The 23,726-nt window shown below is 72.1% G+C and carries 18 protein-coding genes; 10 read left to right on the plus strand and 8 right to left on the minus strand.

What is annotated here, in order from left to right; translation table 11 throughout:
- Positions 1-48: 48 nt before the first annotated feature.
- Complete coding sequence (locus ACSMTC_RS14560; protein ID WP_436560116.1) at positions 49-2,124, plus strand: S53 family peptidase; 2,076 nt, start codon at positions 49-51, stop codon at positions 2,122-2,124.
- A gap of 64 nt (positions 2,125-2,188) precedes the next feature.
- Here ACSMTC_RS14560 and ACSMTC_RS14565 read toward each other — a convergent pair whose 3' ends face one another.
- Positions 2,189-3,778, minus strand: a complete 1,590-nt coding sequence (locus ACSMTC_RS14565) for an acyl-CoA mutase large subunit family protein (RefSeq protein ID WP_436560117.1) — start codon at positions 3,776-3,778, stop codon at positions 2,189-2,191.
- Between the two features lie 150 nt (positions 3,779-3,928).
- Between ACSMTC_RS14565 and ACSMTC_RS14570 the strand changes: the two genes are divergently transcribed.
- Positions 3,929-4,672: an SDR family oxidoreductase gene (locus ACSMTC_RS14570; RefSeq protein ID WP_436560118.1), complete on the plus strand. Its 744-nt coding sequence runs from the start codon at positions 3,929-3,931 to the stop codon at positions 4,670-4,672.
- A gap of 326 nt (positions 4,673-4,998) precedes the next feature.
- Positions 4,999-5,601, plus strand: a complete 603-nt coding sequence (locus tag ACSMTC_RS14575) for a 2-oxo-4-hydroxy-4-carboxy-5-ureidoimidazoline decarboxylase (protein ID WP_436560119.1) — start codon at positions 4,999-5,001, stop codon at positions 5,599-5,601.
- 28 nt (positions 5,602-5,629) lie between these two features.
- On the opposite strand, the gene ACSMTC_RS14580 is transcribed toward ACSMTC_RS14575, so the two are convergent.
- A complete protein-coding gene (locus tag ACSMTC_RS14580) occupies positions 5,630-6,352 on the minus strand; it encodes a hypothetical protein (protein WP_436560120.1) in 723 nt (240 codons plus the stop codon).
- Positions 6,353-6,598: 246 nt separating this feature from the next.
- On the opposite strand from ACSMTC_RS14580, the gene sdhC reads away from it, so the two are divergent.
- From sdhC to ACSMTC_RS14600, 4 genes are read left to right on the plus strand one after another with little or no spacing between them, the layout of a single operon-like run.
- Entirely contained in the window at positions 6,599-6,979 is a 381-nt protein-coding gene (sdhC, locus tag ACSMTC_RS14585; RefSeq protein WP_045305386.1) for a succinate dehydrogenase, cytochrome b556 subunit, read from the plus strand.
- Positions 6,980-6,984: 5 nt separating this feature from the next.
- The gene (locus ACSMTC_RS14590; RefSeq protein WP_436560121.1) at positions 6,985-7,476 is read left to right on the plus strand and encodes a succinate dehydrogenase hydrophobic membrane anchor subunit; all 492 of its coding nucleotides are present in this window, start codon (positions 6,985-6,987) and stop codon (positions 7,474-7,476) included.
- A gap of 34 nt (positions 7,477-7,510) precedes the next feature.
- Positions 7,511-9,253 carry a succinate dehydrogenase flavoprotein subunit gene (gene sdhA / locus ACSMTC_RS14595; protein WP_436560122.1) on the plus strand — a complete coding sequence of 581 codons (1,743 nt, stop codon included), beginning with the start codon at positions 7,511-7,513 and terminating at the stop codon, positions 9,251-9,253.
- A complete protein-coding gene (locus tag ACSMTC_RS14600) occupies positions 9,253-10,026 on the plus strand; it encodes a succinate dehydrogenase iron-sulfur subunit (RefSeq protein ID WP_436560123.1) in 774 nt (257 codons plus the stop codon). The genes sdhA and ACSMTC_RS14600 overlap by 1 nt, the downstream gene beginning before the upstream one ends.
- 78 nt (positions 10,027-10,104) lie before the next feature.
- Here ACSMTC_RS14600 and ACSMTC_RS14605 read toward each other — a convergent pair whose 3' ends face one another.
- Positions 10,105-10,350 carry an SCO4848 family membrane protein gene (locus tag ACSMTC_RS14605; RefSeq protein WP_436560124.1) on the minus strand — a complete coding sequence of 82 codons (246 nt, stop codon included), beginning with the start codon at positions 10,348-10,350 and terminating at the stop codon, positions 10,105-10,107.
- A 137-nt stretch (positions 10,351-10,487) separates the two neighbouring features.
- On the opposite strand from ACSMTC_RS14605, the gene ACSMTC_RS14610 reads away from it, so the two are divergent.
- Complete coding sequence (locus ACSMTC_RS14610; RefSeq protein WP_436560125.1) at positions 10,488-11,717, plus strand: D-alanyl-D-alanine carboxypeptidase family protein; 1,230 nt, start codon at positions 10,488-10,490, stop codon at positions 11,715-11,717.
- Between the two features lie 76 nt (positions 11,718-11,793).
- Here ACSMTC_RS14610 and ACSMTC_RS14615 read toward each other — a convergent pair whose 3' ends face one another.
- From ACSMTC_RS14615 to ACSMTC_RS14635, 5 genes are all read right to left on the minus strand, one after another.
- Positions 11,794-12,660 (minus strand): class I SAM-dependent methyltransferase, encoded by an 867-nt coding sequence (locus tag ACSMTC_RS14615; protein WP_436560126.1) that lies wholly within the window; start codon positions 12,658-12,660, stop codon positions 11,794-11,796.
- Positions 12,661-12,717: 57 nt separating this feature from the next.
- Positions 12,718-13,629, minus strand: coding sequence for a YihY/virulence factor BrkB family protein (locus ACSMTC_RS14620; protein ID WP_436560127.1), 912 nt, complete (start codon positions 13,627-13,629; stop codon positions 12,718-12,720).
- A gap of 130 nt (positions 13,630-13,759) precedes the next feature.
- Entirely contained in the window at positions 13,760-15,514 is a 1,755-nt protein-coding gene (locus ACSMTC_RS14625; RefSeq protein WP_436560128.1) for a hypothetical protein, read from the minus strand.
- A 185-nt stretch (positions 15,515-15,699) separates the two neighbouring features.
- On the minus strand, positions 15,700-17,772 hold the full coding sequence (locus tag ACSMTC_RS14630; RefSeq protein ID WP_436560129.1) for a hypothetical protein: 2,073 nt from the start codon (positions 17,770-17,772) through the stop codon (positions 15,700-15,702).
- Between the two features lie 215 nt (positions 17,773-17,987).
- Positions 17,988-19,004, minus strand: a complete 1,017-nt coding sequence (locus tag ACSMTC_RS14635) for a glycosyltransferase family 2 protein (protein ID WP_436560130.1) — start codon at positions 19,002-19,004, stop codon at positions 17,988-17,990.
- A gap of 317 nt (positions 19,005-19,321) precedes the next feature.
- On the opposite strand from ACSMTC_RS14635, the gene ACSMTC_RS14640 reads away from it, so the two are divergent.
- Positions 19,322-19,987, plus strand: a complete 666-nt coding sequence (locus tag ACSMTC_RS14640; protein ID WP_436560131.1) for a class I SAM-dependent methyltransferase — start codon at positions 19,322-19,324, stop codon at positions 19,985-19,987.
- Positions 19,988-20,118: 131 nt separating this feature from the next.
- On the plus strand, positions 20,119-23,706 hold the full coding sequence (locus ACSMTC_RS14645; RefSeq protein WP_436560132.1) for a bifunctional glycosyltransferase/CDP-glycerol:glycerophosphate glycerophosphotransferase: 3,588 nt from the start codon (positions 20,119-20,121) through the stop codon (positions 23,704-23,706).
- Positions 23,707-23,726 lie beyond the last annotated feature (20 nt).

The raw sequence follows: 23,726 nt of genomic DNA on the forward strand, positions 1-23,726 counted from the left end.
CCTGGTGAAGGTGTTCTGACGGACCGTTCAAAGAAGTGGGGACCTTACGTGCCTGCAGCACGAACCCTGCGTACTCGGGCGGCGGTGGCGGCTCCGGCCGTCGCCGCGCTGATCCTGGGAACGCTCGCGGTCGCGACTCCCGCCGGGGCCGCGACTCCGGTCAGCGAGCAGTCCGCCAAGGAGCTTCCGGGCAGCCACCCGGCGTGGGCCACCGCCCAGGCCGACACCGGTGCCGTCGCCGACTCCGCCCAGGGCACCGCCCGCGTCTACCTGGCCGGCCAGAACACCGCCGCGCTCGCCGCGCTCGCCCAGGCCGTCTCGGACGTCAACTCGCCGGACTACGGCAAGTTCCTGTCCGCCGAGGACGTCAAGGCCAAGTTCGGCTCCACCCCGGCCCAGGTCAAGGCGGTCACCGCCTGGCTGACCGGCGCCGGCCTCAAGGTCACCGACCAGACCGCGCACTACATCGAGGTCTCCGGCTCCACCGGCCAGCTGACCAAGGCGTTCGGCGCCCCGATCCACACGTACCGGACGGCCGACGGCACCCACCGTGCCCCCGCCCACGACGTGGTGGTCCCCGCCGCCGTCTCCAGCGCGGTCCTGGGCGTCGCCGACCTGACCGACGTCCAGCACAAGGCCGTCTCGCAGGCCGTCTCGGTCAAGGACGCCGAGCAGGCCGCCGCCGGTGCCCAGTCCCGGGCCGCCGCCGCGCCCGAGGCCGCCAAGCCGTCCGCGCTGCCGACCGTCCCGACCTGCTCGGACAACGGCTACGCCTCCAAGATGGCCAAGGGTGCCCCGGCCGGGTACGAGAAGAACGAGCCCTTCGCGCCGTGCTCGTACACCACGAGCCAGCTGCGCAAGGCGTACGGCATCACCGACGCCAAGGTGACCGGCAAGGGTGCCCGGATCGCCATCGTCGACGCCTACGCGCTGGGCACCATGGAGCAGGACGCGAACAAGTTCGCGCAGGCGCACGGTGACAAGCCCTTCGCCAAGGGCCAGTACACCGAGGTCGTCACCAAGGACAAGTGGAACCACCAGACCGAGTGCGGTGACTGGTCCGGCGAGGAGGCCCTGGACGTCGAGATGGCGCACGGCCTCGCGCCCGACGCCAAGGTCGTCTACGTCGGTGCCAACTCCTGCCAGGACGGCGACCTGAACGCCGCGCTGGCCAAGATCGTCGACGGTCACCTGGCCGACATCGTCTCCAACTCGTGGGGCGAGATCATGCACGGCAAGAGCGGCGACCTGGACCCGGCCGTCATAGCCGCCGACACCCAGCTCTTCCAGCTCGGTGCCGTCGAGGGCATCAGCTTCACCGTCTCCAGCGGTGACTGCGGCGACGACTCGCCGCAGGCCGCCGCGACCGGTGTCAACTGCGAGAAGGACACCACCCAGGCGCAGACCCAGTGGCCGTCCTCCTCGCCGTGGGTCACCTCGGTCGGCGGCACCGCCCTGGAGCTCGCCAACAAGGCCGGCAAGTACGGCCACGAGGTCAACATGGGCGACGTGCGCTCGGTGCTCTCCGCCGACGGCAAGTCCTGGACCCCGCAGCCCGGCGCCGGCACCTTCTACTTCGGCGGTGGCGGCGGCGTCTCCAAGGACTTCCCGCAGCCCTTCTACCAGAAGGGCGTCGTCCCGGCCCGCATCTCGCACGTGGCGGCCGACGGCACCAAGTCCCTCACCCCGCTGCGTGCCACCCCGGACGTCGCGATGAGCGGTGACCTGGTCGCGGCCACCCTGGTCGGCTACACCGACCCGGCCACCCACACCTACAGCGAGGGCGGCTACGGCGGCACCTCGGTCTCCTCGCCGGAGTACGCGGCCGTCCTGGCCGACACCATCCAGGAGCGCGGCGGCCGTGCGATCGGCTTCGCCAACCCGGCCATCTACGACCGGGCCGGCACCAAGGCGTTCCACGACGTCAACGACGCCGCCGTGCACACCGCGCGCGGCAACGTGGTCGACCTCGGCATGATCGGCGGCTCGCTCAAGGTCCGCCTGTACAAGATCGGCGCCGACTACGGCCTGTCCGCCGCGAAGGGCTACGACACCGCTACCGGCGTCGGCTCCCCGAACGGCGCGGACTTCTTCAAGTCCTTCAAGCTGGCCAAGAAGAACTGAGCCAGCGGGTGATCCGGACGCCCCCAGGCCGACTGCGGCCCGGGGGCGTCCGCCTTCGCGCGGATCAGAAGCGCTCGACGGGTTCGTACGTGCCCCAGACCTCGCGCAGCGCGTCGCAGACCTCACCGACGGTGGCCCTGGCCGCCAGCGCCTCCTTCATCGGGTACAGCGTGTTGTCGCGGCCCACGGCCGCCCGGCGCAGCGCGGTCAGCGCGCGCTCCACCGCCGAACCGTCGCGCCGCGCGCGGAGGTTCGCCAGCCGCTCGGCCTGCCGGGCCTCGATCGCCGGGTCCACCCTGAGCGGCTGGTACGGCTCCTCGGCGGCCAGCCGGAACCGGTTCACCCCGACCACGGTGCGCTCGCCGGACTCGGTCTCCTGCTGGATCCGGTAGGCGGTGCGCTCGATCTCGGCCTTCTGCCAGCCCCGTTCGATCGCGGCCACCGCGCCGCCCATCTCCTCGACCCGGCGCATCAGTCCGAGCGCGGCCGCCTCCACCTCGTCGGTCATCGACTCCACCGCGTAACTGCCCGCGAACGGGTCCACGGTGGCGGTGACGTCGGTCTCGTAGGCGAGCACCTGCTGGGTGCGCAGGGCGAGCCGGGCGGCCTTCTCGGTGGGCAGCGCGATCGCCTCGTCGAAGCTGTTGGTGTGCAGCGACTGGGTGCCGCCGAGCACCGCGGCGAGCGCCTGCACCGAGACCCGGACCAGGTTCACCTCCGGCTGCTGGGCGGTGAGTTGGACCCCGGCGGTCTGGGTGTGGAAGCGCAGCATCTGCGACTTCGGGTTCCTCGCGCCGAACTCCTCGCGCATCACCCTGGCCCAGATCCGCCTGGCCGCACGGAACTTGGCGACCTCTTCGAGCAGGGTGGTGCGGGAGACGAAGAAGAAGGACAGCCGCGGTGCGAACTCGTCCACGTCCATCCCGGCGGCGACGGCGGTGCGCACGTACTCGATGCCGTTGGCCAGGGTGAAGGCGATCTCCTGCGCGGGGTCCGCCCCCGCCTCGGCCATGTGGTAGCCGGAGATGGAGATGGTGTTCCACCTGGGGATCTCGGCCCGGCAGTAGCCGAAGACGTCGGCGACCAGGCGCAGACTGGGCTTCGGCGGGAAGATGTACGTCCCGCGCGCGATGTACTCCTTCAGCACGTCGTTCTGGACCGTGCCGGTGAGCCTGCCGGGGTCCACGCCCTGCGCCTCGCCGACCAGTCGGTACAGCAGCAGGAGCAGGGCGGCGGGGGCGTTGATGGTCATCGAGGTGGAGACCTCGCCCAGCGGGATGCCGCCGAACAGGACGTCCATGTCCTCCACCGAGTCGACCGCCACCCCGACCTTGCCGACCTCGCCGGCCGCGATCGGGGCGTCCGAGTCGTACCCCATCTGGGTCGGCAGGTCGAAGGCGACCGACAGGCCCGTGGTGCCGTGGGCGATCAGCTGCCGGTAGCGGGCGTTGGACTCGGCGGCGGTGCCGAACCCGGCGTACTGGCGCATGGTCCACGGCCTGCCGGTGTACATCGTCGGATAGACCCCCCGGGTGAAGGGGTACTCGCCGGGCCCGCCGAGCCTGGCCCGCGCGTCCCAGCCGGCAAGGGCCTCGGGGCCGTACACCGGCGGGATCGGGAAGCCGGACTCGGCGCGGCGGGGATCGGCTGCCATTCGGGGTCCTCCACGGAATGGAAGGTGCGTCGAACGCGACGTCGTCGACCGCAATGTAGTGCGGACTGCGGGGTGGGGGACGGAAGACGCCGCCGGATGCGCGGGTTGAGATGATCGTTCCAACGACCGGATCTCTCCACAGGAGTGGCAATGACCGAGCAGAAGGTGGCCGTGGTCACCGGTGCGAGCAGCGGGATCGGCGCGGCTACCGCCAGGCGGCTGGCGGCGGACGGCTTCGAGGTGGTCCTCACCGCGCGCCGCACCGAGCGGATCGAGGCCCTGGCCAAGGAGATCGGCGGCCGCGCCTACACCCTGGACGTCACCGACCGCGCCGCCGTGAACGACTTCGCCACCGAGGTCGGCCGGGTGGACGTCCTGGTCAACAACGCGGGCGGGGCGATCGGCGCGGAGTCCGTGGAGACGGGCGACCCGGACGACTGGCGGGCCATGTACGAGGTCAACGTGATCGGCGTGCTGCACATGACCCAGGCGCTGCTGCCGGCCCTGCGGGCGACCGGGGACGGCACGGTGCTGGTGCTCTCCTCCACCGCCGCGCTGGCCGCCTACGAGGGCGGCGGCGGGTACGTCGCGGCCAAGCACGCCGCGCACACCATCGCGGCGACGCTCCGGCTCGAACTGTGCGGGGAGCCGATCCGGGTGATCGAGATCGCCCCGGGCATGGTCAGGTCGGAGGGCTTCGCGGTCACCCGGTTCCGGGGGGACGAGGAGAAGGCCGCGGCGGTCTACGCGGGCGTGGCCGAGCCCCTCACCTCCGAGGACATTGCGGACACCGTCTCCTGGGCCGTCACCCGGCCCTCCCACGTCAACATCGACCTCCTGGTGGTCCGCCCGCGGGCGCAGGCCGCCAACCACAAGGTCCACCGCGTGCTGTAGCAACCGGTCAAGTTCCGTGTGGCGTGCGGGAGTTGTCCCGCACGCCACACGGGGGCCACGTGCGGCGGCGGCCCGGCCCGCACCGGGCGCCCCCGCCGCCTCCGCAGAGGGCCCTGCCTCCGGTGCACCCGGACATGACCCGTTGATCTCAACGTCACAACTTGATAGCTCGGTCGGATGAATTCTGCGCGCCGTCTCCACAATTGATGAGCCCTCAACTACCGTGGTGCCGCTGCCGGGCCGGACTCCTGACACCCGGCCCGGCCCGCTTCCACAGGTCAGTCGTGCCGTCGCACCGCACGCACCTCCGTCCGCGCACCCACCTCATGCCTGTCTCCCCTCACGAGGAGGACCCGCTGGCCAGCGACATCCCGCCGCAGCGACCCGGCCCGGCCCCGGACTCCGTCCGGGGAAACCCCCGGTCATCGGCGTCCCTGCTCGGGCTTCACCGCTTCAACGAGGCCGATCCCGGCGCGGCCGAGGAGGCCCTGCTGGCCTGCTGCGGCAGCCATCTGTGGGCCCTGCGACTCGCCGCCCACCGCCCCTACCCCGACATAGAGTCCCTGCTCGCCGCCGCGAGCGAGGCCTCGTACGACCTGCGCCCGGCCGATCTGGCCGAGGCACTGGCGGACGAGAGCTGGATGCCGCAGCCGCTGCTCGGCATGCGCGCCCCCGGCAGCCAGGCGGCCCATACCGCTCTGCGGGCCGCGCACGCCGCGTACGAGGCGCGGTTCGGCCATGTCTTCGTGGTCTGCCTGGACGGCATCGACCCCGAGGAGATGCTCGACGCCGTACTGAGCTCGATCCGCACCCGACTGGCGAACGACCCCGACGAGGAGCGGCTGATCGCCGCCGAGGAGCTCCGCCGGATCGCCCTGACCAGGCTCGAACACCTGGTCGCCACCCATGAGGCCAGCCCGACCCGCTAGGACGCGTCGCACACCCCGGCGATCACCGTCACCGCCCCTGCTGAGCCTTCCGCACCTTGGCCACCTGCACCCGCACCAGCCCCGCGTCCGGCGCGGGTGCCGGGCCCTTGCCCGTCCCTGTCGTGCTGAACACCGCCAGTACCGTGCCGGTCCGCGCGAGCAGGGCGCGCCGGACCGGCGATGTGGAGTCGGATTCATCCGTGAGGATGAACGCGGTCGCACCGTCCGCTCCCTCAGGGGTGGGCGTGTCGAGCCTGGCCAGCCGGTGCCTGGTGCGGACCACGGCCCCCTTGCGGCCCGCCGCCGTGACGCCCTGCGCGGTCGAGGTGAAGCTGCCGCACTGCGCCGGCACCCGGTCCAGCTCGGCCTGGATGTCGGCGGCCCGTCCCGGCCCGAAGGCCAGCAGACCGGTGTGGACGCTTCCGCCGGGGTCGGCGGCGAGCGTCACGCTGAGGTCGGTCTCGGCGATCGGGCCGGAGGCCGGGCCGCCGGGGTCCACCGCGTCGAGTACCGGCTGACAGGCCGCCACATCGGAGGTCCGACGGCCGGTGCCCTGCACGCCCTCCCGGCCGGGGGCCACCGGGGTGACGTGGTAGCCGGGGCCGAGATCGCCGTCGGTGACGGCGGCGGCCCTCAGCCGGTCGGCGGTGAGCGGCCGGTCCGTCCACTCGGACGACGGAGTGACGGTGGCGCAGCCGGTCGCCAGCGCGAGCAGCGCGCAGCGGAGGACTCGAAGGGGGCGGTGCGGCACGGCGGTCCTCGGCGATCAGGTGGCGGGCGGCGGTCGTTTCGCACCGTAACGTAGTTACGCGACCACAGAGCGTCAGAGTTCCCGGCTCCACTAGCCCGTACGTGCCTGATTGATCACACCTGACACCCCGGGCGGCAGTTGGCGACGCGGCGTCGATAGGATGCTGGCGGCCGGTGGACCGTACCCGGCCGGGCTGACCGACAAGAAGCCGGCCGAGCCCCCGAATCCGCTTCCGGAGGGTTTTCCGTGCCGGCTGGAACGCTGTACCGCGGCCGGGAAGGCATGTGGAGCTGGGTGGCTCACCGAGTCACCGGCGTCCTCATCTTCTTCTTCCTGTTCGCACATGTCCTCGACACCGCACTGGTGCGGGTGTCGCCGCAGGCGTACGACTCCGTCATCCAGACGTACAAGACGCCGCTGGTGAACCTGATGGAGTACGGCCTCACCGCCGCCATCCTGTTCCACGCCCTGAACGGCCTGCGCGTCGTCGCCGTCGACTTCTGGGCCAAGGGCCCGAAGTACCAGAAGCAGATGCTCTGGACCGTCGTCGGCGTCTGGGTCGTCCTGATGGCCGGCGCTTTCTACCCGATCCTGCAGCACACCCTTCGCACCTGGTTCGGGGGCTGATCCTGATGGCTACTGAGACCTCCGAGACGCTGGTGGTTCCGTCCGCCCAGGCCCACACCGGCCAGGGCCTGGGGACCGGCAACCCGGCCGACGCCTTCGTCGTCGAGCCGGCCCGCGCGCGCACGAAGAAGACCCCTCGGCGCACCCGGACCAACTTCGAGATGCTCGCCTGGCTGTTCATGCGCCTGTCGGGTGTCGTCCTGGTCGTTCTGATCCTGGGCCACCTGCTGATCAACATCGTCCTCGACGGCGGTGTCTCGAAGATCAGCTTCGCCTTCGTGGCGGGCAAGTGGGCTTCGCCGTTCTGGCAGGGCTGGGACCTGCTGATGCTGTGGCTGGCCATGCTGCACGGTTCCAACGGCATGCGCACGGTCATCAACGACTACGCGGAGAAGGAATCCACTCGCCTGTGGCTGAAGCTCCTCCTTGGTGCCGCGACCGTCTTCACGGTCCTGCTCGGCACTCTGGTGATCTTCACCTTCGACCCCAACATCTAAGTCGGTAGCGAGCCGGACGAGGCGACTAACCCCCATGCAGATTCACCAGTACGACACCGTCATCGTCGGCGCGGGCGGCGCCGGCATGCGCGCGGCCATCGAGTCGACGCAGCGCAGCCGCACCGCCGTGCTGACCAAGCTCTACCCGACCCGCTCCCACACCGGCGCGGCCCAGGGCGGCATGTGCGCCGCCCTCGCCAACGTCGAGGAGGACAACTGGGAGTGGCACACCTTCGACACGGTCAAGGGTGGTGACTACCTGGTCGACCAGGACGCCGCCGAGATCATGTGCAAGGAGGCCATCGACGCGGTCCTCGACCTGGAGAAGATGGGTCTCCCCTTCTCCCGGACCGACCAGGGCCGGATCGACCAGCGCCGCTTCGGCGGGCACTCCCGCAACCACGGTGAGGCCCCCGTCCGCCGGTCCTGCTACGCGGCGGACCGCACCGGCCACATGATCCTCCAGACGCTGTTCCAGAACTGCGTCAAGCACGGCGTGGAGTTCTTCAACGAGTTCTACGTCCTCGACCTGCTGATCAACGAGGGCAAGACCGCGGGCGTCGTCGCCTACGAGCTGGCCACCGGCGAGATCCACGTCTTCCAGGCCAAGGCGGTCATCTTCGCCTCCGGCGGCACCGGCAAGATGTTCAAGGTCACCTCGAACGCCCACACCCTGACCGGTGACGGCCAGGCCGTGGCCTACCGCCGCGGTCTGCCGCTGGAGGACATGGAGTTCTTCCAGTTCCACCCGACCGGCATCTGGCGCATGGGCATCCTCCTCACCGAGGGTGCGCGTGGCGAGGGCGGCATCCTGCGCAACAAGGACGGCGAGCGCTTCATGGAGCGCTACGCCCCCGTCATGAAGGACCTCGCGTCCCGTGACGTCTGCTCGCGCGCCATCTACAGCGAGATCCGCGAGGGTCGCGGCTGCGGTCCGGACGGCGACCACGTCTACCTGGACCTCACCCACCTGCCGCCGGAGCAGCTGGACGCCAAGCTCCCGGACATCACCGAGTTCGCCCGCACCTACCTCGGCATCGAGCCCTACACGGACCCGATTCCGATCCAGCCCACCGCGCACTACGGCATGGGCGGCATCCCGACCAACGTCGAGGGCGAGGTGCTGAAGAACAACACCGACATCGTCCCGGGCCTGTACGCGGCCGGCGAGGTCGCCTGCGTCTCGGTGCACGGCGCCAACCGCCTGGGCACCAACTCGCTGCTGGACATCAACGTGTTCGGCCGCCGCGCGGGCATCGCCGCCGCCGGCTACGCCGATAAGCACGACTTCGTCGAGCTCCCGGCCGACCCGGGCAAGCTCGTCCAGGACCTGGTCGACGGCCTGCGCGAGTCCACCGGCACCGAGTCGGTGGCCACGCTCCGCAAGGAGCTCCAGGAGTCCATGGACGCCAACGCGTCCGTGTACCGCACCGGCGACACCCTGAAGCAGGCGGTCAAGGACGTCCGCAACCTGCGCGAGCGCTACAAGAACGTCGCCATCCAGGACAAGGGCATGCGCTACAACACGGACCTCCTGGAGGCCGTGGAGCTGGGCAACCTGCTCGACCTGGCCGAGGTGCTGGTCGTCTCCGCGCTGGCCCGCGAGGAGTCCCGCGGCGGTCACTACCGCGAGGACTTCCCCAAGCGCGACGACGAGAAGTTCATGCAGCACACCATGGCGTACCAGGAGGTTGCCGCTGACGGCAGCACCTCCATCCGCCTCGACTACAAGCCGGTCGTGCAGACCCGCTACCAGCCGATGGAGCGTAAGTACTGATGAGCACTCCGACCGTGGAGAAGCACTCGGCCGCTCTGGACGCGGCCGAGTCGGGTGCCACCCAGCTGATCACCGTCACCCTCCGGATCCGCCGGTTCAACCCGGAGGAGCACCCGGACCCGGTGTGGGTCGACTACCAGCTGGAGATGGACCCCAAGGAGCGCGTCCTGGACGCCCTCAACAAGGTCAAGTGGGAGCAGGACGGCACCCTCACCTACCGCCGTTCCTGCGCGCACGGCATCTGCGGCTCCGACGCCATGCGGATCAACGGCCGCAACCGGCTGGCGTGCAAGACCCTGATCAAGGACGTCAACCCGGAGAAGCCGATCACGGTCGAGGCCATAAAGGGCCTCGCGGTCCTCAAGGACCTGATCGTGGACATGGACCCGTTCTTCCAGGCGTACAAGGACGTCATGCCGTTCCTCATCACCAAGGGGAACGAGCCGACCCGCGAGCGCCTGCAGTCCCAGGAGGACCGCGAGCGGTTCGACGACACCACCAAGTGCATCCTGTGCGCCGCGTGCACGTCGTCCTGCCCGGTCTTCTGGAACGACGGCCAGTACTTCGGCCCGGCCGCCATCGTCAACGCGCACCGTTTCATCTTCGACTCGCGTGACGAGGGCGCCGAGCAGCGCCTGGAGATCCTCAACGACCGTGAGGGCGTGTGGCGTTGCCGCACGACCTTCAACTGCTCCGAGGCCTGCCCGCGTGGCATCGAGGTCACCAAGGCGATCCAGGAAGTGAAGCGGGCCCTGGTGACCCGCCGCTTCTGATCCCTGTGCGGTAGACGCCGAAGGGCCCGTCCGGTACGACCGGACGGGCCCTTCGGCGTCTCACCGGAACCCGGTGGGTCAGGCCTTGCGGGCCGCGCGCAGGCCGCGCACTCCGATGCCGCCGATCAGCAGTCCGAGGACCAGGGAGGTGACGGCGAGCAGCAGGTGGATCCAGAAGAAGGCGGTGGGCTGGGAGTGGTCGCCGCCGACGAAGGCCTGGCCGCCGGAGTCCTTCCAGAGGTTCTTCACGAAGGTGGTCCAGATGATCACGGACCAGACGCCGAAGGCGGCGAGGAACCAGGAGACACGGCTGCTGAGCTTCATGGGACGTCCTTGGAGGCGGGGAGGGCGATCTCGTCCCAGTATGAGGAGTCTGCCGACCGGCCCAGAGACCGGCACTCGTCGGAGGGACGGATGCGGCGCGGCGACCGACCTTCCGGCGCCCTGGGTACGGTCACTCGGTGCGCTCATCCAGTCACCTCACGTACCGTTGCGCGGTGGTCGCCGCCGCCGTCTCGCTCTGTGCCGCCGCGGCGGCCCCCCTGGACGAGCAGCCCCCGCCGGGTCTGTCGAAGATCGGCGGCGCCCGGCTCGCGCTGACCGGGGTCCAGGTCTCCCCCCTGGCCGGGGCGCCCGCCCTTCCGGCGGACCTGACCGGCCGGTCCTGGCTGGTGGCGGACGCCGGGAGCGGCGAGGTGCTGGCGGCCCAGAACGCGCATGTGCGGCTTCCCCCGGCCAGCACGCTGAAGATGCTGTTCGCGGACACCGTGCTGCCCAGGTTCCCGCGCTCGACGGTGCACAAGGTCTCCCACGGGGAACTGGCGAGCCTCGGCGCGGGCAGCAGTCTGGTCGGTGTGAAGGAGGACCTCGAGTACCGGGTGGAGGACCTGTGGCGCGGCGTCTTCCTGAGCTCGGGGAATGACGCGGTCCACGTGCTCGCCCACATGAACGGCGGGCTCGACCGCACCGTCGCCCAGATGCAGGCCCGCGCGGACGCGATGGGCGCGCACGACACCCATGTGGTCTCGCCCGACGGCTACGACGCGGACGGCCAGCTCTCCTCGGCGTACGACCTGACGCTGTTCGCCCGGGCCGGTCTGCGCAACACGGACTTCCGCTCGTACTGCTCGACCAAGCAGGCCACCTTCCCCGGTGCCTACGACAAGACCACCGGTCAGCGCGCCAGCTACGGCATCGCCAACACCGACCGGCTGCTGGGCCGCTACGCCGGCCTGATCGGCGTCAAGAACGGCTACACCACCAACGCGGGCGCCACCTTCGTCGGCGCCGCCGAGCGCAACGGGCGGACGCTGCTGGTGGCGGTGATGCACCCCGAGTCGTACATGAAGGTGTACGACGAGACGGCGGCGCTGCTCGACTGGGGCTTCGCGGCGTCGGGGAAGGTCGCCCCGGTGGGGCGGCTGGTGGACGAACCGGCGGGGGCCGCCGCCCAGGGCGGCCGGGGGGCGCAGGGCGCGGCCGGGGCGCACGGCGCCCGGGCCGGGCGCGAGGAGGTCGGTTCGGACGGGTGGATCGCCGCCGGGCTGTGCGGGGCGGCCGGGGCGGCCGCGCTGTTCGGGCTGCTGCTGCGCCGCCGTCGCAACCGGGCCGGGCGGGTCTGGGCCGCGGTCCCGTCGGGGTCCGGCGGCATGGAGCAGCCCGTGGGCGCGACGCCCGTACAGGGCGACTGACCGGCACGGGTGTCGCCTCGACGTCCCGCCCCGCGGCAGTCGACCGGGCCCCGCACCCCCGTACCGCCCCGGCGCGCTACCTCCCCAGGTGCCGTCTGACCCGGCGGAGGGCTCGGGTGGCGATCGGTGGGAGGAGGTCGAGGGCGAGACGGCGGGGGACGGAGCGGTGAGGGGTGGCGCACCGGGGCGACTCGGGGGCGAAGGCGGGGGGTTCGTCCCAGGCGAGACGGTGGACCGTGTGGTGGGCGATGGTGTCCTGGTCCATGCGGAAGCCCTCGCCGCGCCAGTCGCGGGCACACAGCTCCTGTCCGAGGGCTCCGGCGTCGCCCCAGGTGCCGTAGAACTTGTCGGGTGTCAGGCAGACCGGCCGCAGCCCGTGTTCGAAGACGGCTTCCCAGACCGCCGCGGCCACTCCGGGGGTGTGCTCGGCGCGGTAGTCGTCCAGGGCGATCACGCCGTCCGGGACGAGGGCCGCTCTGGCCACCCGGATGTCGTCGACCACGTGCTCGTACAGGTGCGAGGCGTCCACGTGGACGAAGCGGCAGCTCCCGGCGGGGATGCGCCCGTCGGCGAGGGCCGAGGTCGGGGCCTGGATCACCGTGGGCAGACGGCCGTGGAAGGCCAGGTAGTTGGCCTCGAAGGCGCGGCGGGTGAGCGAGCCGCGGTACGACATGGCCATCTCGGCGGAGTTGTCGTCGTCGGGTGCGTCGGAGTCGAAGAGGTCGCAGACCGTGAGGGTCTCGCCGGGCCGGAGGTGGCTGCCGAGCAGGATCGCGCTGCGGCCGAGGTAGGTGCCCAGTTCCAGGATGTCGCCGCCGGTCCCGGCGGCGCTCTGGCGGTCCAGCAGCCAGCCGAACACCTGCTGGTCGGTCTTCCAGAACCACCCCGGCACATCGTCCGGGGTGCGGGGTGCGGGAGCGGGAGCGGCGTCGGCGCTGGTCATGGTGGCTCCAGGCGGGGCGGGGGGCGGGGTCAGTCCCGGGTGGCGGCGAGGGCGGGGTCAGTCCCGGGTGGCGGCGAGGGCGGCCCTGGCCTGTTCGGCGGCGCGTTCGCGGGCGGCCGCGGGATCGTCCAGGGCGGTCCAGGAGACGCAGTACATCAGCAGCCGGGAGACGAAGTTGATCCAGAGCAGCAGGGCGATCGGGACGCCGAAGGCCCCGTACAGGCTCCGGCCCGCCACCTTGCTGAGGTAGGAGGCGAGCGCCACCTTGAGCACCTCGAAGCCGATCGCGCCGATCAGCGCACCGGACAGTACGGCCCGGCGGCGCTGCCCGCCGATCCTGGGGAACGGGCTGAGCAGGTAGGCGAACAGGAGCAGGTCGCAGGCGACCGCGATCACGAAGCCGACCACGGCCAGCAGATAGTGGCCGGGCCCCTTCTGGGACAGGCCGAGCCATCCGGCGAGGTGCTGGGCCAGGGTGCTGCCGACCGCGGAGGCGCCCAGCGAGACGGCGGTGACCACGCCGAGGCCGAGCAGGACCACGCAGTCCCAGACCCTGACCAGGATGAAGTTGCCCTTCTCCTCCGGGAGTTGCCAGATGTCGCGGATCGAGCCGCGCATGGTGTTCACCCAGCCGAGACCGGAGAGCAGCAGCACCACGCCGCTGATCACCCCGATGGTCCCGGCGTTGGAGGCCACCTCGTTGAGGTCCAGCGCGCTGGAGATGCCGGGGAGCTGCCTGGCGATGTCGCCCTGGAGCTGCTGCACCCGCGCGTGCGTGAGCGTTCCGGCGGCGACCGCCAGTGCCACGGTGAGCAGCGGGAAGAGGGCGAGGAAGCCGAAGAAGGTGACGGCCCCGGCGAGGCGGTTGCCCTTGAGGGCGTTGAAGTGCTCGTAGGCGAGGTAGGGGCGGCTGCGCAGCATTCTGGCGACCAGCGGGCCGATCACCGGCAGTCGGGTCAGGAAGTCCATCGGCGCGCTCCGCCCGGCTGGGGTGGTCGTATGGTCGGAAGGGTCAAGCCCTGTATATCCCGATGAACGGTCGGGATCTAGGAGGGCGCTCCGGGAGCGCCCCGGCGGCGAGGCCCTGGCGGGGCCGGTCTCAGCCGGACAGGTCAGTGAACGGAGCCCGGCCGCCGCAGTAGGCCGGCCAGTCCTTGGCCGGGACGTCGCCGCACCAGAGCCGGGTGCCCTTGCTGTCCTGGGGCCGCCAGTCGGGGTGCGGCGCGGCGCAGGTGTGCCCGGGGGCGTACAACGGGCAACTGCCGTCGGCCCGTTGGAGCAGGTGCGAGCGGTAGGCGTCGATGCCCATGGTGTCGCTCCGCGGGTCGGGCATGTACCGGTTGGCGGACCAGGATGCGGCCATCGCCCCGAACACGGCGAGGGAGCAGAGCGAACCCGCCGCCAGGCGCCGGCCGAGGAAGCGCGGCAGGCGGATGTGCCGCTCGGCGGTCAGCCGCGGCCAGGCGGTGCCGGCGCCGCCGGAGAGCAGCATCGCGGCCAGCACGGTGAGGGCGATCAGCGCGTACAGGATCAGCCAGGTGGTGCGCGGGTAGAGCATCACCGCCTGGTCGCGCTGCATGTGCCCGGCGAACCAGAAGCGCAGCACCCAGGCGCTGGCCAGGCAGCCGACGGCGGCGAGCACCGGGGGACGGCGCAGGCCGACGGCCAGGGCGAGGCCGAGGCCGGTCAGCACGAGCAGCGAGAAGGTGGTCTGTCCGGCGAGTTCGCCGGGCGGGGGCCAGGCCCAGGCGGCGGGCCAGCCGGAGCGGTCGGAGCGCCAGCCGAGGACGTACGCCGGGTCGGTGTAGACGTCGAAGTAGGCGTAGCGGTCCACGGTGGTGGCCCCGTGCTCGGCGAGTCTGACCAGCAGCGGTGAGCCGACGGCGGCGGCGGTGGCGGCGGTGGTGCCGAGCAGGACGGCCGCCCGGGTCAGGGCGGCCCGGCCCCGGCGCCAGGGTACGAGCAGCAGTACGGCCGCCAGGACGCCGGGCGCGGACCAGAGGAACCATCCCGAGTAGAGCAGGAAGAGCAGTCCGAGGACGGTGCCGAAGACCGCGCCCCGCAGCGCCGCGGTGCGCCTCGACAGCCGTGCCACCTGGGCGAGTTCGGTGAGCAGGCGACCGATCAGCGGGAGCAGCACCACCATCACCAGGTGGCTGTACGGCCGGATCGGGTCGAGGAAGAGGATCGCGGCGGGCAGGGCGGCGGCCAGCGCCCAGGCGGGGCGGAGCAGGGTGCGCCAGGCGAGGTAGCAGAGCGGCCCGAAGACGGCACTGAGCAGCAGCTGGAGGTCCTTGAGGGCGTAGCCGACATGGCCGCCGCGCAGGTACCGGGCCCATTCGGCGAGCAGCACGACGAAGCCGGGCGGGTAGACGTCGGGCAGCCCCTCGCCGCGCAGGAAGGAGGCGGCGTAGCCCAGCAGGGTGCCCGGGTCGCCGTCCTGACCGCCGAGGCCCCAGGGGGTGCCGCGCAGGGCGACGGCGATACCGCCCGCGACGATGCCGGTGCCGAGCCCGGCGACGGCGGCGCAGCCGAGGCGGAGCGCCGGCTGCCAGCGGTGGCTGCGGGCGCGGTGGGCGGCCCACAGGACGGCGGTCAGCAGCGGGATGGCCAGCAGGGCGGCCCGGAACTGGAGCTCGGCCAGGCCGCTGACCTGGCCGACCCTGACCAGCGGGTTCACCTGGATGTCGCGGGCCCAGAGCATGAAGCCGACGGCGACGGCCAGGGCCAGGGCCGCCTCCGCCGCGGCTGCCGCTGCCGCCGCCACGGCCGGCCGGCGGGTCCCGTACCGGGGGGTGGCCGGCCGCGGGCCGGGTTCGGCGAGCTGCGGTTCGTCGGGTACCTCGGTGGCCACGTCGGGCATGCTGCTTCGCTTCCGTCGGGGAGAGGATGCGTAGTGCGGGTACCCGGCCGGACCGTCGGGCGGCGCCGGGCGGTCCTGCGACACTGCCTTCGGCGTAACGGGGTGTCACCCGGGTGGGGCATCCGCCAGTGATCCGATCCGCCCGGACGCGGGACGCGGCGCCGACCGCCGACGGTCTATCGGACGGTCGGGCCGACCACCGGGCGGCCGTCGTCGGCGTAGCTCACCAGGACGATCTCCAGACGGCCGCGACGGCCGGGCCCGGCGAGCCGTGCGGTGGCGGTCGCGAGGGCGGGGTCGTCGAGGTAGACCCGCATCGGGACCGGGGAGCCGTCGGCGAAGTCGACGATCTGCTGCGGGGTGTGGCGCCAGCGGCCCCAGATCCACGCCCGCCAGGAGCGGCCGTTGTCGCGGGCGAGCACGCCGAGCCAGAGGTTGCCCTCGTAGAAGCGCGGGTCCTCGCCCTGTCTCGGCTCGGTGAGCAGCACACCGATCCTGGGGTCGGGCACCGGGCGGGTGGCGTGGACCGCGGTGACCAGGGCGGCGCTGAACGGGGCCGCGCGGTCCCCGTGCAGGTAGCCGGCGGCCCGGCTCTCCTGCCAGCCGCTGCGGGTGATCCAGTCGTCCGGCTGGGAGTTGAGCACCAGTGCGGCCAGCACCGCCAGGGCGGCGGTGGCCGCCCACGCGGCCCGCGCCGGGCCGCCACGGGCGGGCGTGGCGCGGCCGGCCACCCGGTGCCCGGCCCCGGGATCGGTGCGGCCGGCACCGGTGGGCTCCTGTGTTCGGGCCGGGCGGCGCCCGGGTGGGCCGAACAGCGGGACCACGGCGGCGCCCAGCGCGATCAGGCCGACCACGACCAGCTGGTGCAGCAGCTTCTCGTAGTAGTACTCGGTGTGTCCGGTGCTGGCGAGCTGGTACTGCCTCAGGGCGACGACCAGCCCGGCCACCGCCAGCACGGCGCCCAGCGCGGCCCGCCGGACCGCGTTGCGCCGGGCCGCCGCGGTGAGCAGGCCGAGGACGGTCAGCGCGAGCAGCGGCAGCAGCAGGTGCCGCACCACCGGCAGCACGCCGCCCGGCATGGCCAGCACGGTGGGCGAGTTGGCCTGCCGCCAGTTGGCCAGCACGGGCAGCGCGGCGGCCGCACCGGTGAGGACGGCGGCGGCCAGGGCGGCCCGTGGGGCCGGCCGGAGGCGGCGGCGGTGCACCACCGCCCAGATCAGCAGCAGCGGCACGGCGGCGGCCAGCAGCAGGTAGTACGAGAAGGACACCCCGACGGTCAACGCGCCCAGCAGCAGCAGCTGTTCGCCGGGTCGGGCGAGCGGGCGCAGCACCAGGGCGGTGAGCAGGGCGAACAGGGCAAGCCCGAAGATCTCGCTCTCGAAGCCCGCGAGCAGCAGCGGGGTCGCCTCGTCCAGCACCAGGTAACCGCCGGTCAGCGCGCACAGCGGCAGTACCGCCCAGCCGCCGAGCGCCGGCCCGGCGGCCCGGCAGGCCGCCCAGAGCACGGCCGCCACGCAGGCGGTGAGCGCGGCGCCGGTGAGCAGGGTGAAGGTGCCGAGGGAGGCGAGTGCGGGCGGCGCGCCGGTACCGCCGCGGACGAAGGAGGTGAGCGCGGCCAGCACCAGGTGGCTGCCCTGCGGGTAGCTCTGGAAGCCGTCCTGCAGGGCGACGGCGGCCTGCTCGGGGTGGAAGACCAGATAGCCGCCGAGCCTGAGCACGGCGTCGTAGAGCGCGAAGTGCCTGGCCAGGTCCTCGCCGTGGAACAGGGTGGCCAGCCGGCCGGTGGCGTTCTCGGTGAGCAGCGGGCCGAGGTAGCACCAGCCGACGGCGGCGAACGCGAGCAGCTGCAGGCGGTCGGCGAGCGGGACGACGGGGCCGGGCAGCGGCCGCGGACGGATCAGTGCGAGTACGGCCAGCGGGAGGGCGGTGGCCTCGGCGAGGGCGACGGGGTGCAGGCCCCAGGGCCAGAGCGAGGCGAGGACGCCGAGCAGGCAGCACCAGCCGGTCAGCAGACCGGCGGAGAGGACCAGCCGGTCGAGTGTGGTGAGCTTGGAGCGGAACCGGGCGGCGGTGGCGCACCAGAGCAGGGCGAGGGTGAGCCAGTCGGCGTGCAGCAGGTGGAGCAGCGGGGGCGCGAGGAGGAGTACGGCCGCGAGGGGCGGTCCGGGCGCGGGCAGCCGGACGGAGCGGGTGCGGCGGGGCCCCGCGCCCTGGGAGTCCTGGGGGGCCTGGGTCGCCGCGTCGGGCATGGTGATCCGCTTCCGTCGGGTCGTCGGGGGGCGGAGGCCGGGCGTGCTCCGCCTGTGGGAAGGCCCCTGGGCACCGAGGTTGGCACAGTCCCGACCCGCCCTCCACCACCGTCCGTCCCCTCCCCGCGACGACCACCCGCATGGACGACTGACGACGACGCGGCGAGGTACCCGCCCGAACGCCGCGCGCCCGGCGGGGACCGGTCGGGCACGCCCTAGCGGATCCGCCGGGTGGCGAGGGTTGCGACGTGGCGGGTGCGGGCCAGGGTGCGGATGGTCTGGTAGGCCAAGTAGCGTCCCTGGCTGAGGAGTTCGGCGCGGATGCGGCCGCTGCCCGGGGTGGGCCGGTAGCCGGCGGGGCGAAGGCGGGCGCAGTGCCGGGCGGCCCGGCGGAAGTACTCGCGGCGGTCGCCCGCGGGGATCCGGCCCGGCTTGCTGACCACGGTGTTGAGGTGGTGGAGCATCCGGCCGTAGACGACGGGACGCCAGTGGGCGAGGCCCGGGCGGCGGTCCAGGAAGGCGAAGACCCGGTCGTACTGGTCGAAGACGTCGAAGTGCTTGCGGCTCGCGGTGGCGAGTATGTTGCCGCCTCCCTCGCGCTGGCGGTAGTGGACGCCGACCTGGTCGAGCATGGTGATCGAGCGGGCGGCGAGCAGCGCGGGGAAGGTCCAGGGGGTGTCCTCGTAGTAGCCGGCCGGGAAGGTCAGGCCCTGCTCGTCGACGTAGGCGCGGCGGTACGCCTTGTTCCAGACCACCATCAGCAGTTCGAGCAGGTCGGGACGGTCGTCGAGGGTGAAGACCTCCGGCCCGGGGCGGGCGAAGACGGGGGCGGAGTTGCTGCGGACCACCCGGCCGTCCCAGTAGGTGCGGGCGTAGTCGTAGACCAGGATCTCGGGGTCGGCGCAGGCTTTCAGCCGTTCCTCGACGGACTGGAGCAGACCGGGGGTGAGGGTGTCGTCGCTGTCGAGGAAGATCACGTAGTCCCCGGTGGCGACCTCCAGGCCGGCGTTGCGGGCGCGGCCGAGTCCGACGTTCTCCGCGAGGTGCAGCACCCGTACGCGCTCGTCTCGCTCGGCCGCCCGGTCCAGGATGGCTCCGCTGCCGTCGGGTGACCGGTCGTCGACCGCGATCAGCTCGAAGTCCGCGCAGGACTGGGTGAGCACCGAGTCGAGGCACTCGGTCAGGTACTCCTCGACCTGGAAGACCGGGACGATCACGCTGAAACGGGGCATTGGACTCTTTCCCACGGGGACACGAGGGCCGCCGGAGATCACCGGTCCGCCGACGGACGCAGGCCTGGTGCGGCCTGGGGAGACCGGTCGCGGAACAGCCCGGATTGGGGCATGATCCGCACCCCCGAGCGGCCTCGACCGACTCTCCCACCAAGCGCGTAACGAATTGGCGGAATCTCGGTTACCAGCGTCGTACCTTCGGGTGAATCGCGCGGGCGGCGGCTTCGCCGCCCCTCTACTCTCCGTCACACGTCGATCTCGTATCAACCCTGCCGCGCCGCGGTCCGACCGGCGGCCAGCCCGGAGAGGCCACTTCCATGCCCGAAATCCACCAGTCGCCGCAGTCCGGGCCCACCGGGCCGGACCCCGCCTCCGGCCGTACCGGGGGCGGGGAGGCGACCGCCGGCGCCTCGTACACCGAGCGGCTGGTCACCCTGGAGCGGTCGGGGTTCAGACGCCTGCTGCCGACCCAGGCGCCGTACCGCTGGAACCTGCGGCGGCTGAAGCTCGGGCGGGTGCTGGACGTCGGCTGCGGGGTCGGCCGGAACCTGCAGCACTGTGCGCCGGGCAGCGTCGGCGTGGACCACAACGGGACCTCGGTGGCCACCGCCCGGGCGCGGGGTCTGGAGGCCTACACCGCGGCCGAGTTCGGGAGCGACGCGGGGCTGGCCCGGCCGGGCTCCTTCGACAGCATGCTGGTCGCCCATGTGCTGGAGCACCTGGACGCGGCGACGGGTGCGCGGCTGCTGGAGGGCTATCTGCCGAGCGTGCGTCCGGGCGGGCGTGTGGTGATGATCACCCCTCAGCCGGCCGGGTACCGCTCGGACCCGACGCACGTCCGCTTCGTGGACTTCGGCGCTCTGCGCGCTCACGCCGAGAGCGCCGGACTGACCGTGCTGACCAGCTACTCGTTCCCGCTGCCGGAGGCCGCGGGGCGGGTGTTCAGGTACAACGAGTACGTACTTGTCGCCCGCGTGCCCTGAGCGACGGCCTCGCCCGGTCTCCCCGAATCGGTCACTTTCGGACGGTACTATCCGCCCGTGTGCCGACCGGGGCCTTCCGCGGTCGGCCCGAGACCGGTCGCCAAGCCCCCGATGAAAGGCCCGCGCAGCCGATGGCCCCCCGCCTCTCCGTCGTCGTCCCGATCTACAACGTCGAGCGCTACCTGGAAGAGTGTCTGGACTCGATCGCGGCACAGACGTTCTCCGATTTCGAGTGCGTCATGGTGGACGACGGCTCCAAGGACGGCAGCGCGGCCATCGCCGAGGCGTACGCCGCCAAGGACGCGCGGTTCCGGCTGGTGCGGCAGGAGAACCAGGGCCTGGGTGCGGCCCGCAACACCGGCTACCGGCACATCTGCGAGGGCTCCGCCTTCCTGGCCTTCGTGGACAGCGACGACACCCTGCCGCCCAGCGCGTACGAGCTGATGATCGGCACCCTGGACGAGACGGGTTCGGACTTCGCCACCGGCAACGTGCTGCGTTTCCGCGCGGTGGGCTACTACCAGTCGGGCGGGCACCGCAAGCCGTTCAAGGAGACCAGGCTGCGGACCCACATCACCGAGATCCCCTCGCTGGTGACCGACCGCACCGCGTGGAACAAGGTGTACCGCCGCTCGTTCTTCGACGCCGCGGGTGTGCTCTACCCCGAGGGCATCCTGTACGAGGACGCCCCGGTCAGCGTGCCGCACCACTACCTGGCCCGCAGCGTGGACGTGCTCTCCGAGCCGATCTACCACTGGCGCGAGCGCGAGGTCGGCGAGATGTCGATCACGCAGATGCGGACCAACCCCAAGGGCCTGGTCGACCGGGTGAAGTCGATGGAGCTGGTCCGCACCTGGCTGCTGGCGCAGGAGGACCCCGTCTTCCGCCGCCACCTGCGCTCCTACGACGAGAACAACCTGGTCGAGGAGATCCCGATGTTCTTCTCCTCGGTGCTGGAGGGCGACCGGGACTACCGGGACGCCTACCGCGAGAGCGTCAGCCGGCTGCTGCGCGCGATCGGTCCCGAGCAGGTCCGCAGGCTGCGCGCCCCGCTGCGGCTCAAGTACCACCTGACCCTGCAGGGGCGGATGGACGAGCTGGTCGAGCAGCTGCGCTTCGAGAAGGACAGCAACGGCGCCGCCCCAGCGCGCGGCCTGCTCCGCCCGTACGCCGACTACCCGTTCCTGCGCGGCGGCCGCAGGAGCGTGCCCACCGACGTGCTGCGGCTGGACAACGCGCTGGTGATGCGCAGCCGGCTGTACGACTCCACCTGGGAGGACGGCAGGCTGCGGATCACCGGGCACGCCTTCCCCGAGCACCTGGGTGCCGAGCACAAGCACGACATGGTCAAGGTGCTGGTGCTGCGCGAGGCCAAGGGCCACCGGGTGCTGGCGGTGCAGACCAGGACGATCTACAGCCCGGAGGCCACCGCCTCCTCCCCGCACGACCTCTACAGCTGCGACTGGGCCGGGTTCACCGCCGTGATCGACCCCAAGCGGCTGAAGAGCCGGGGCCGTTGGAAGGACGGCTCCTGGCGGGTGCTGATCGCCGGGGTCGGCAAGGGCGGCGTCTACAAGGGCCGGATCTCCGGCGGCTGGAGCGACACCGCCGAGTACCCGCCGGTGCACTGGGTCGAGGACGACGTCCGGATCGTGCCCTGGCTCAAGGACAACCACGTCTACCTGCGGGTGGAACTGGTCAGGGCCCGTGCGGTGCAGGTGAGTTCGGCCGGCGGCGAGGTACGGGTGACCGGCTCGGTGCGCTCCGGGGCCGACCTGGCGGGGGCCAGGCTGCGGCTCAGGCACGTCGAGTCGGAGCGGGAGCTGTTCTTCCCGCTGGAGCTGGGCGCGCCCACCGGGCCGACCGTGCCGTTCAGCGCGAGTTTCCCGATCGCCGAGCTGACCGCCGTCCGCGAGGCCTGGGACGCGCTCGACCCGTCCGCCGCCGAGCGGACGCGCGACCGCTGGGACACCGAGCTGCAGCTGGACTCCGGCGCCACCGTGCCGGTGGTGATAGACGATCGCCGGGCGCCGGCCCAGCTGGACGTACCGATCGAGGCCCGGCCGGCCGATGAGGCCGCGGGTACCGCGCACGGCAGGCGGCGGGCGCTGTACTCCAAGCCCTCCCCCAGCGGCTACCTCCAGTTCTGCGACCAGGTGCTGCAGCCGGTGGTCGAGGAGATCACCGCCGCCCGGGACGACGACGGATTCCTGCTCAGCGGCAGCTTCCCGCTCCCGGGCACGCACCGGTACGAACTGGTGATCCGGCACAACTGGCTTGAGGAGGAGCACAGTTACCCGGTGGAGATCACCGAGGGCCGGTTCCGCGCCGCGCTGCCCGCCGTGCCCACCGCCTCCTTCGCCGGACAGGTGCCGCTGCACCGGGGCACCTGGGAGGTCTTCTTCCGGCCGGTCGGCGCCGCGACCGGCAGCGCCTGGCCCCGGGTGCTGCTGGCACCGTCCTGCCACGGCTCGCTGCCGCTGGAGGTGGAGGCCAGGGGCAAGCGGATCGGCCTGGAGCGCCGCCGCCACGACCTCCTCTCCCTGGAGTCGCACGCCGACCTGCTGCCGGAGGAGCGCAGCGGCTACCGGCAGCGGCAGCTGCGGAACGAGTTCCCCGCCTTCCAGCGGCTCCCGCTGACCGACACGGTGGTCTACAACGTCACCTCCGGCGGGCAGTACGGCGGTTCACCGCGCGCCGTGCACGAGGAACTGGTCCGCCGGGGCACCGGGCTGCGCCACCTGTGGGCCACCGACGACCGGCAGGCCGACCTGCCGCGGACCGCCGAGTCGGTCCGGCAGTGGTCCACCGAGTGGTTCGAGGCGCTGGCCACCGCCAGGTACGTGGTGACCAACACCCATCTGCCCGAGTTCTTCGAGCGCCGCCCCGGCCAGGTGGTGCTGCAGACCTGGCACGGCACCCCGCTGAAGCGGATCGGGCACGACTTCGAGAAGGTCTGGTTCACCGACGCCCAGTACCTGCGGCACCTGGAGCACGAGGTGCCGCAGTGGAGCCTGCTGGTCGCGGCCAACCGCTGGTCGGCGCCGGTGCTGCGGCGGGCCTTCCGCTACCAGGGCGAGATCCTGGAGAGCGGCTACCCGCACAACGACCTGCTGTTCGCCTCCGACCGGGAGAAGACCGCCGAACGGGTCCGCGAGCGGCTCGGCCTGCCCGAGGGCAAGAAGGTCGTGCTGTACGCGCCGACCTTCCGCGAGGACCGGCGCCGCCCCCAGGACGGCTACCAGCTGGACCTGCGGCTCGACCTGGCCGCCGCCCAGGCCGCCCTCGGCGAGGACCAGGTGCTGCTGGTCCGCAGCCACGAGGTGATGTGCGGCCAGATCCCGGGGGCCGGCAACGGCTACCTCTGGGACGTCGGCACCTACCCCGACACGGCCGAACTGCTGCTGATCGCCGACGTCCTGGTCACCGACTACTCCTCGGTGATGTTCGACTTCGCCAACACCGGCCGCCCGATGCTCTTCTTCACCCACGACCTCGCCCACTACCGCGACAACCTGCGCGGCTTCACCTTCGACTTCGAGACCGAGGCCCCCGGCCCGCTGCTCACCACCTCCGACCGGCTCATCGAAGCCCTCGCAAAGGTGGACACGGTCACCGCCGAACACGCCGACCGCTACGCGGCCTTCCGCGAGCGGTTCTGCGACCTGGAGGACGGCCAGGCCTCGGCCCGGGTGGTCGACGCCCTGCTGAAGGACTGAGACGAAAAGCCGAAAATATG

This window comes from Kitasatospora sp. HPM-01-4 (assembly GCF_051374625.1).
Classification (GTDB): domain Bacteria; phylum Actinomycetota; class Actinomycetes; order Streptomycetales; family Streptomycetaceae; genus Kitasatospora.

Coding starts and splice junctions, on each gene's coding strand:
- ACSMTC_RS14565 (WP_436560117.1), bottom strand. CDS start 3,778: ATGGCAGCCGATCCCCGCCGCGCCGAGTCCGGCTTCCCGATCCCGCCG.
- ACSMTC_RS14570 (WP_436560118.1), top strand. CDS start 3,929: ATGACCGAGCAGAAGGTGGCCGTGGTCACCGGTGCGAGCAGCGGGATC.
- ACSMTC_RS14575 (WP_436560119.1), top strand. CDS start 4,999: ATGCCTGTCTCCCCTCACGAGGAGGACCCGCTGGCCAGCGACATCCCG.
- ACSMTC_RS14590 (WP_436560121.1), top strand. CDS start 6,985: ATGGCTACTGAGACCTCCGAGACGCTGGTGGTTCCGTCCGCCCAGGCC.
- sdhA (WP_436560122.1), top strand. CDS start 7,511: ATGCAGATTCACCAGTACGACACCGTCATCGTCGGCGCGGGCGGCGCC.
- ACSMTC_RS14600 (WP_436560123.1), top strand. CDS start 9,253: ATGAGCACTCCGACCGTGGAGAAGCACTCGGCCGCTCTGGACGCGGCC.
- ACSMTC_RS14605 (WP_436560124.1), bottom strand. CDS start 10,350: ATGAAGCTCAGCAGCCGTGTCTCCTGGTTCCTCGCCGCCTTCGGCGTC.
- ACSMTC_RS14615 (WP_436560126.1), bottom strand. CDS start 12,660: ATGACCAGCGCCGACGCCGCTCCCGCTCCCGCACCCCGCACCCCGGAC.
- ACSMTC_RS14620 (WP_436560127.1), bottom strand. CDS start 13,629: ATGGACTTCCTGACCCGACTGCCGGTGATCGGCCCGCTGGTCGCCAGA.
- ACSMTC_RS14630 (WP_436560129.1), bottom strand. CDS start 17,772: ATGCCCGACGCGGCGACCCAGGCCCCCCAGGACTCCCAGGGCGCGGGG.
- ACSMTC_RS14635 (WP_436560130.1), bottom strand. CDS start 19,004: ATGCCCCGTTTCAGCGTGATCGTCCCGGTCTTCCAGGTCGAGGAGTAC.
- ACSMTC_RS14640 (WP_436560131.1), top strand. CDS start 19,322: ATGCCCGAAATCCACCAGTCGCCGCAGTCCGGGCCCACCGGGCCGGAC.
- ACSMTC_RS14645 (WP_436560132.1), top strand. CDS start 20,119: ATGGCCCCCCGCCTCTCCGTCGTCGTCCCGATCTACAACGTCGAGCGC.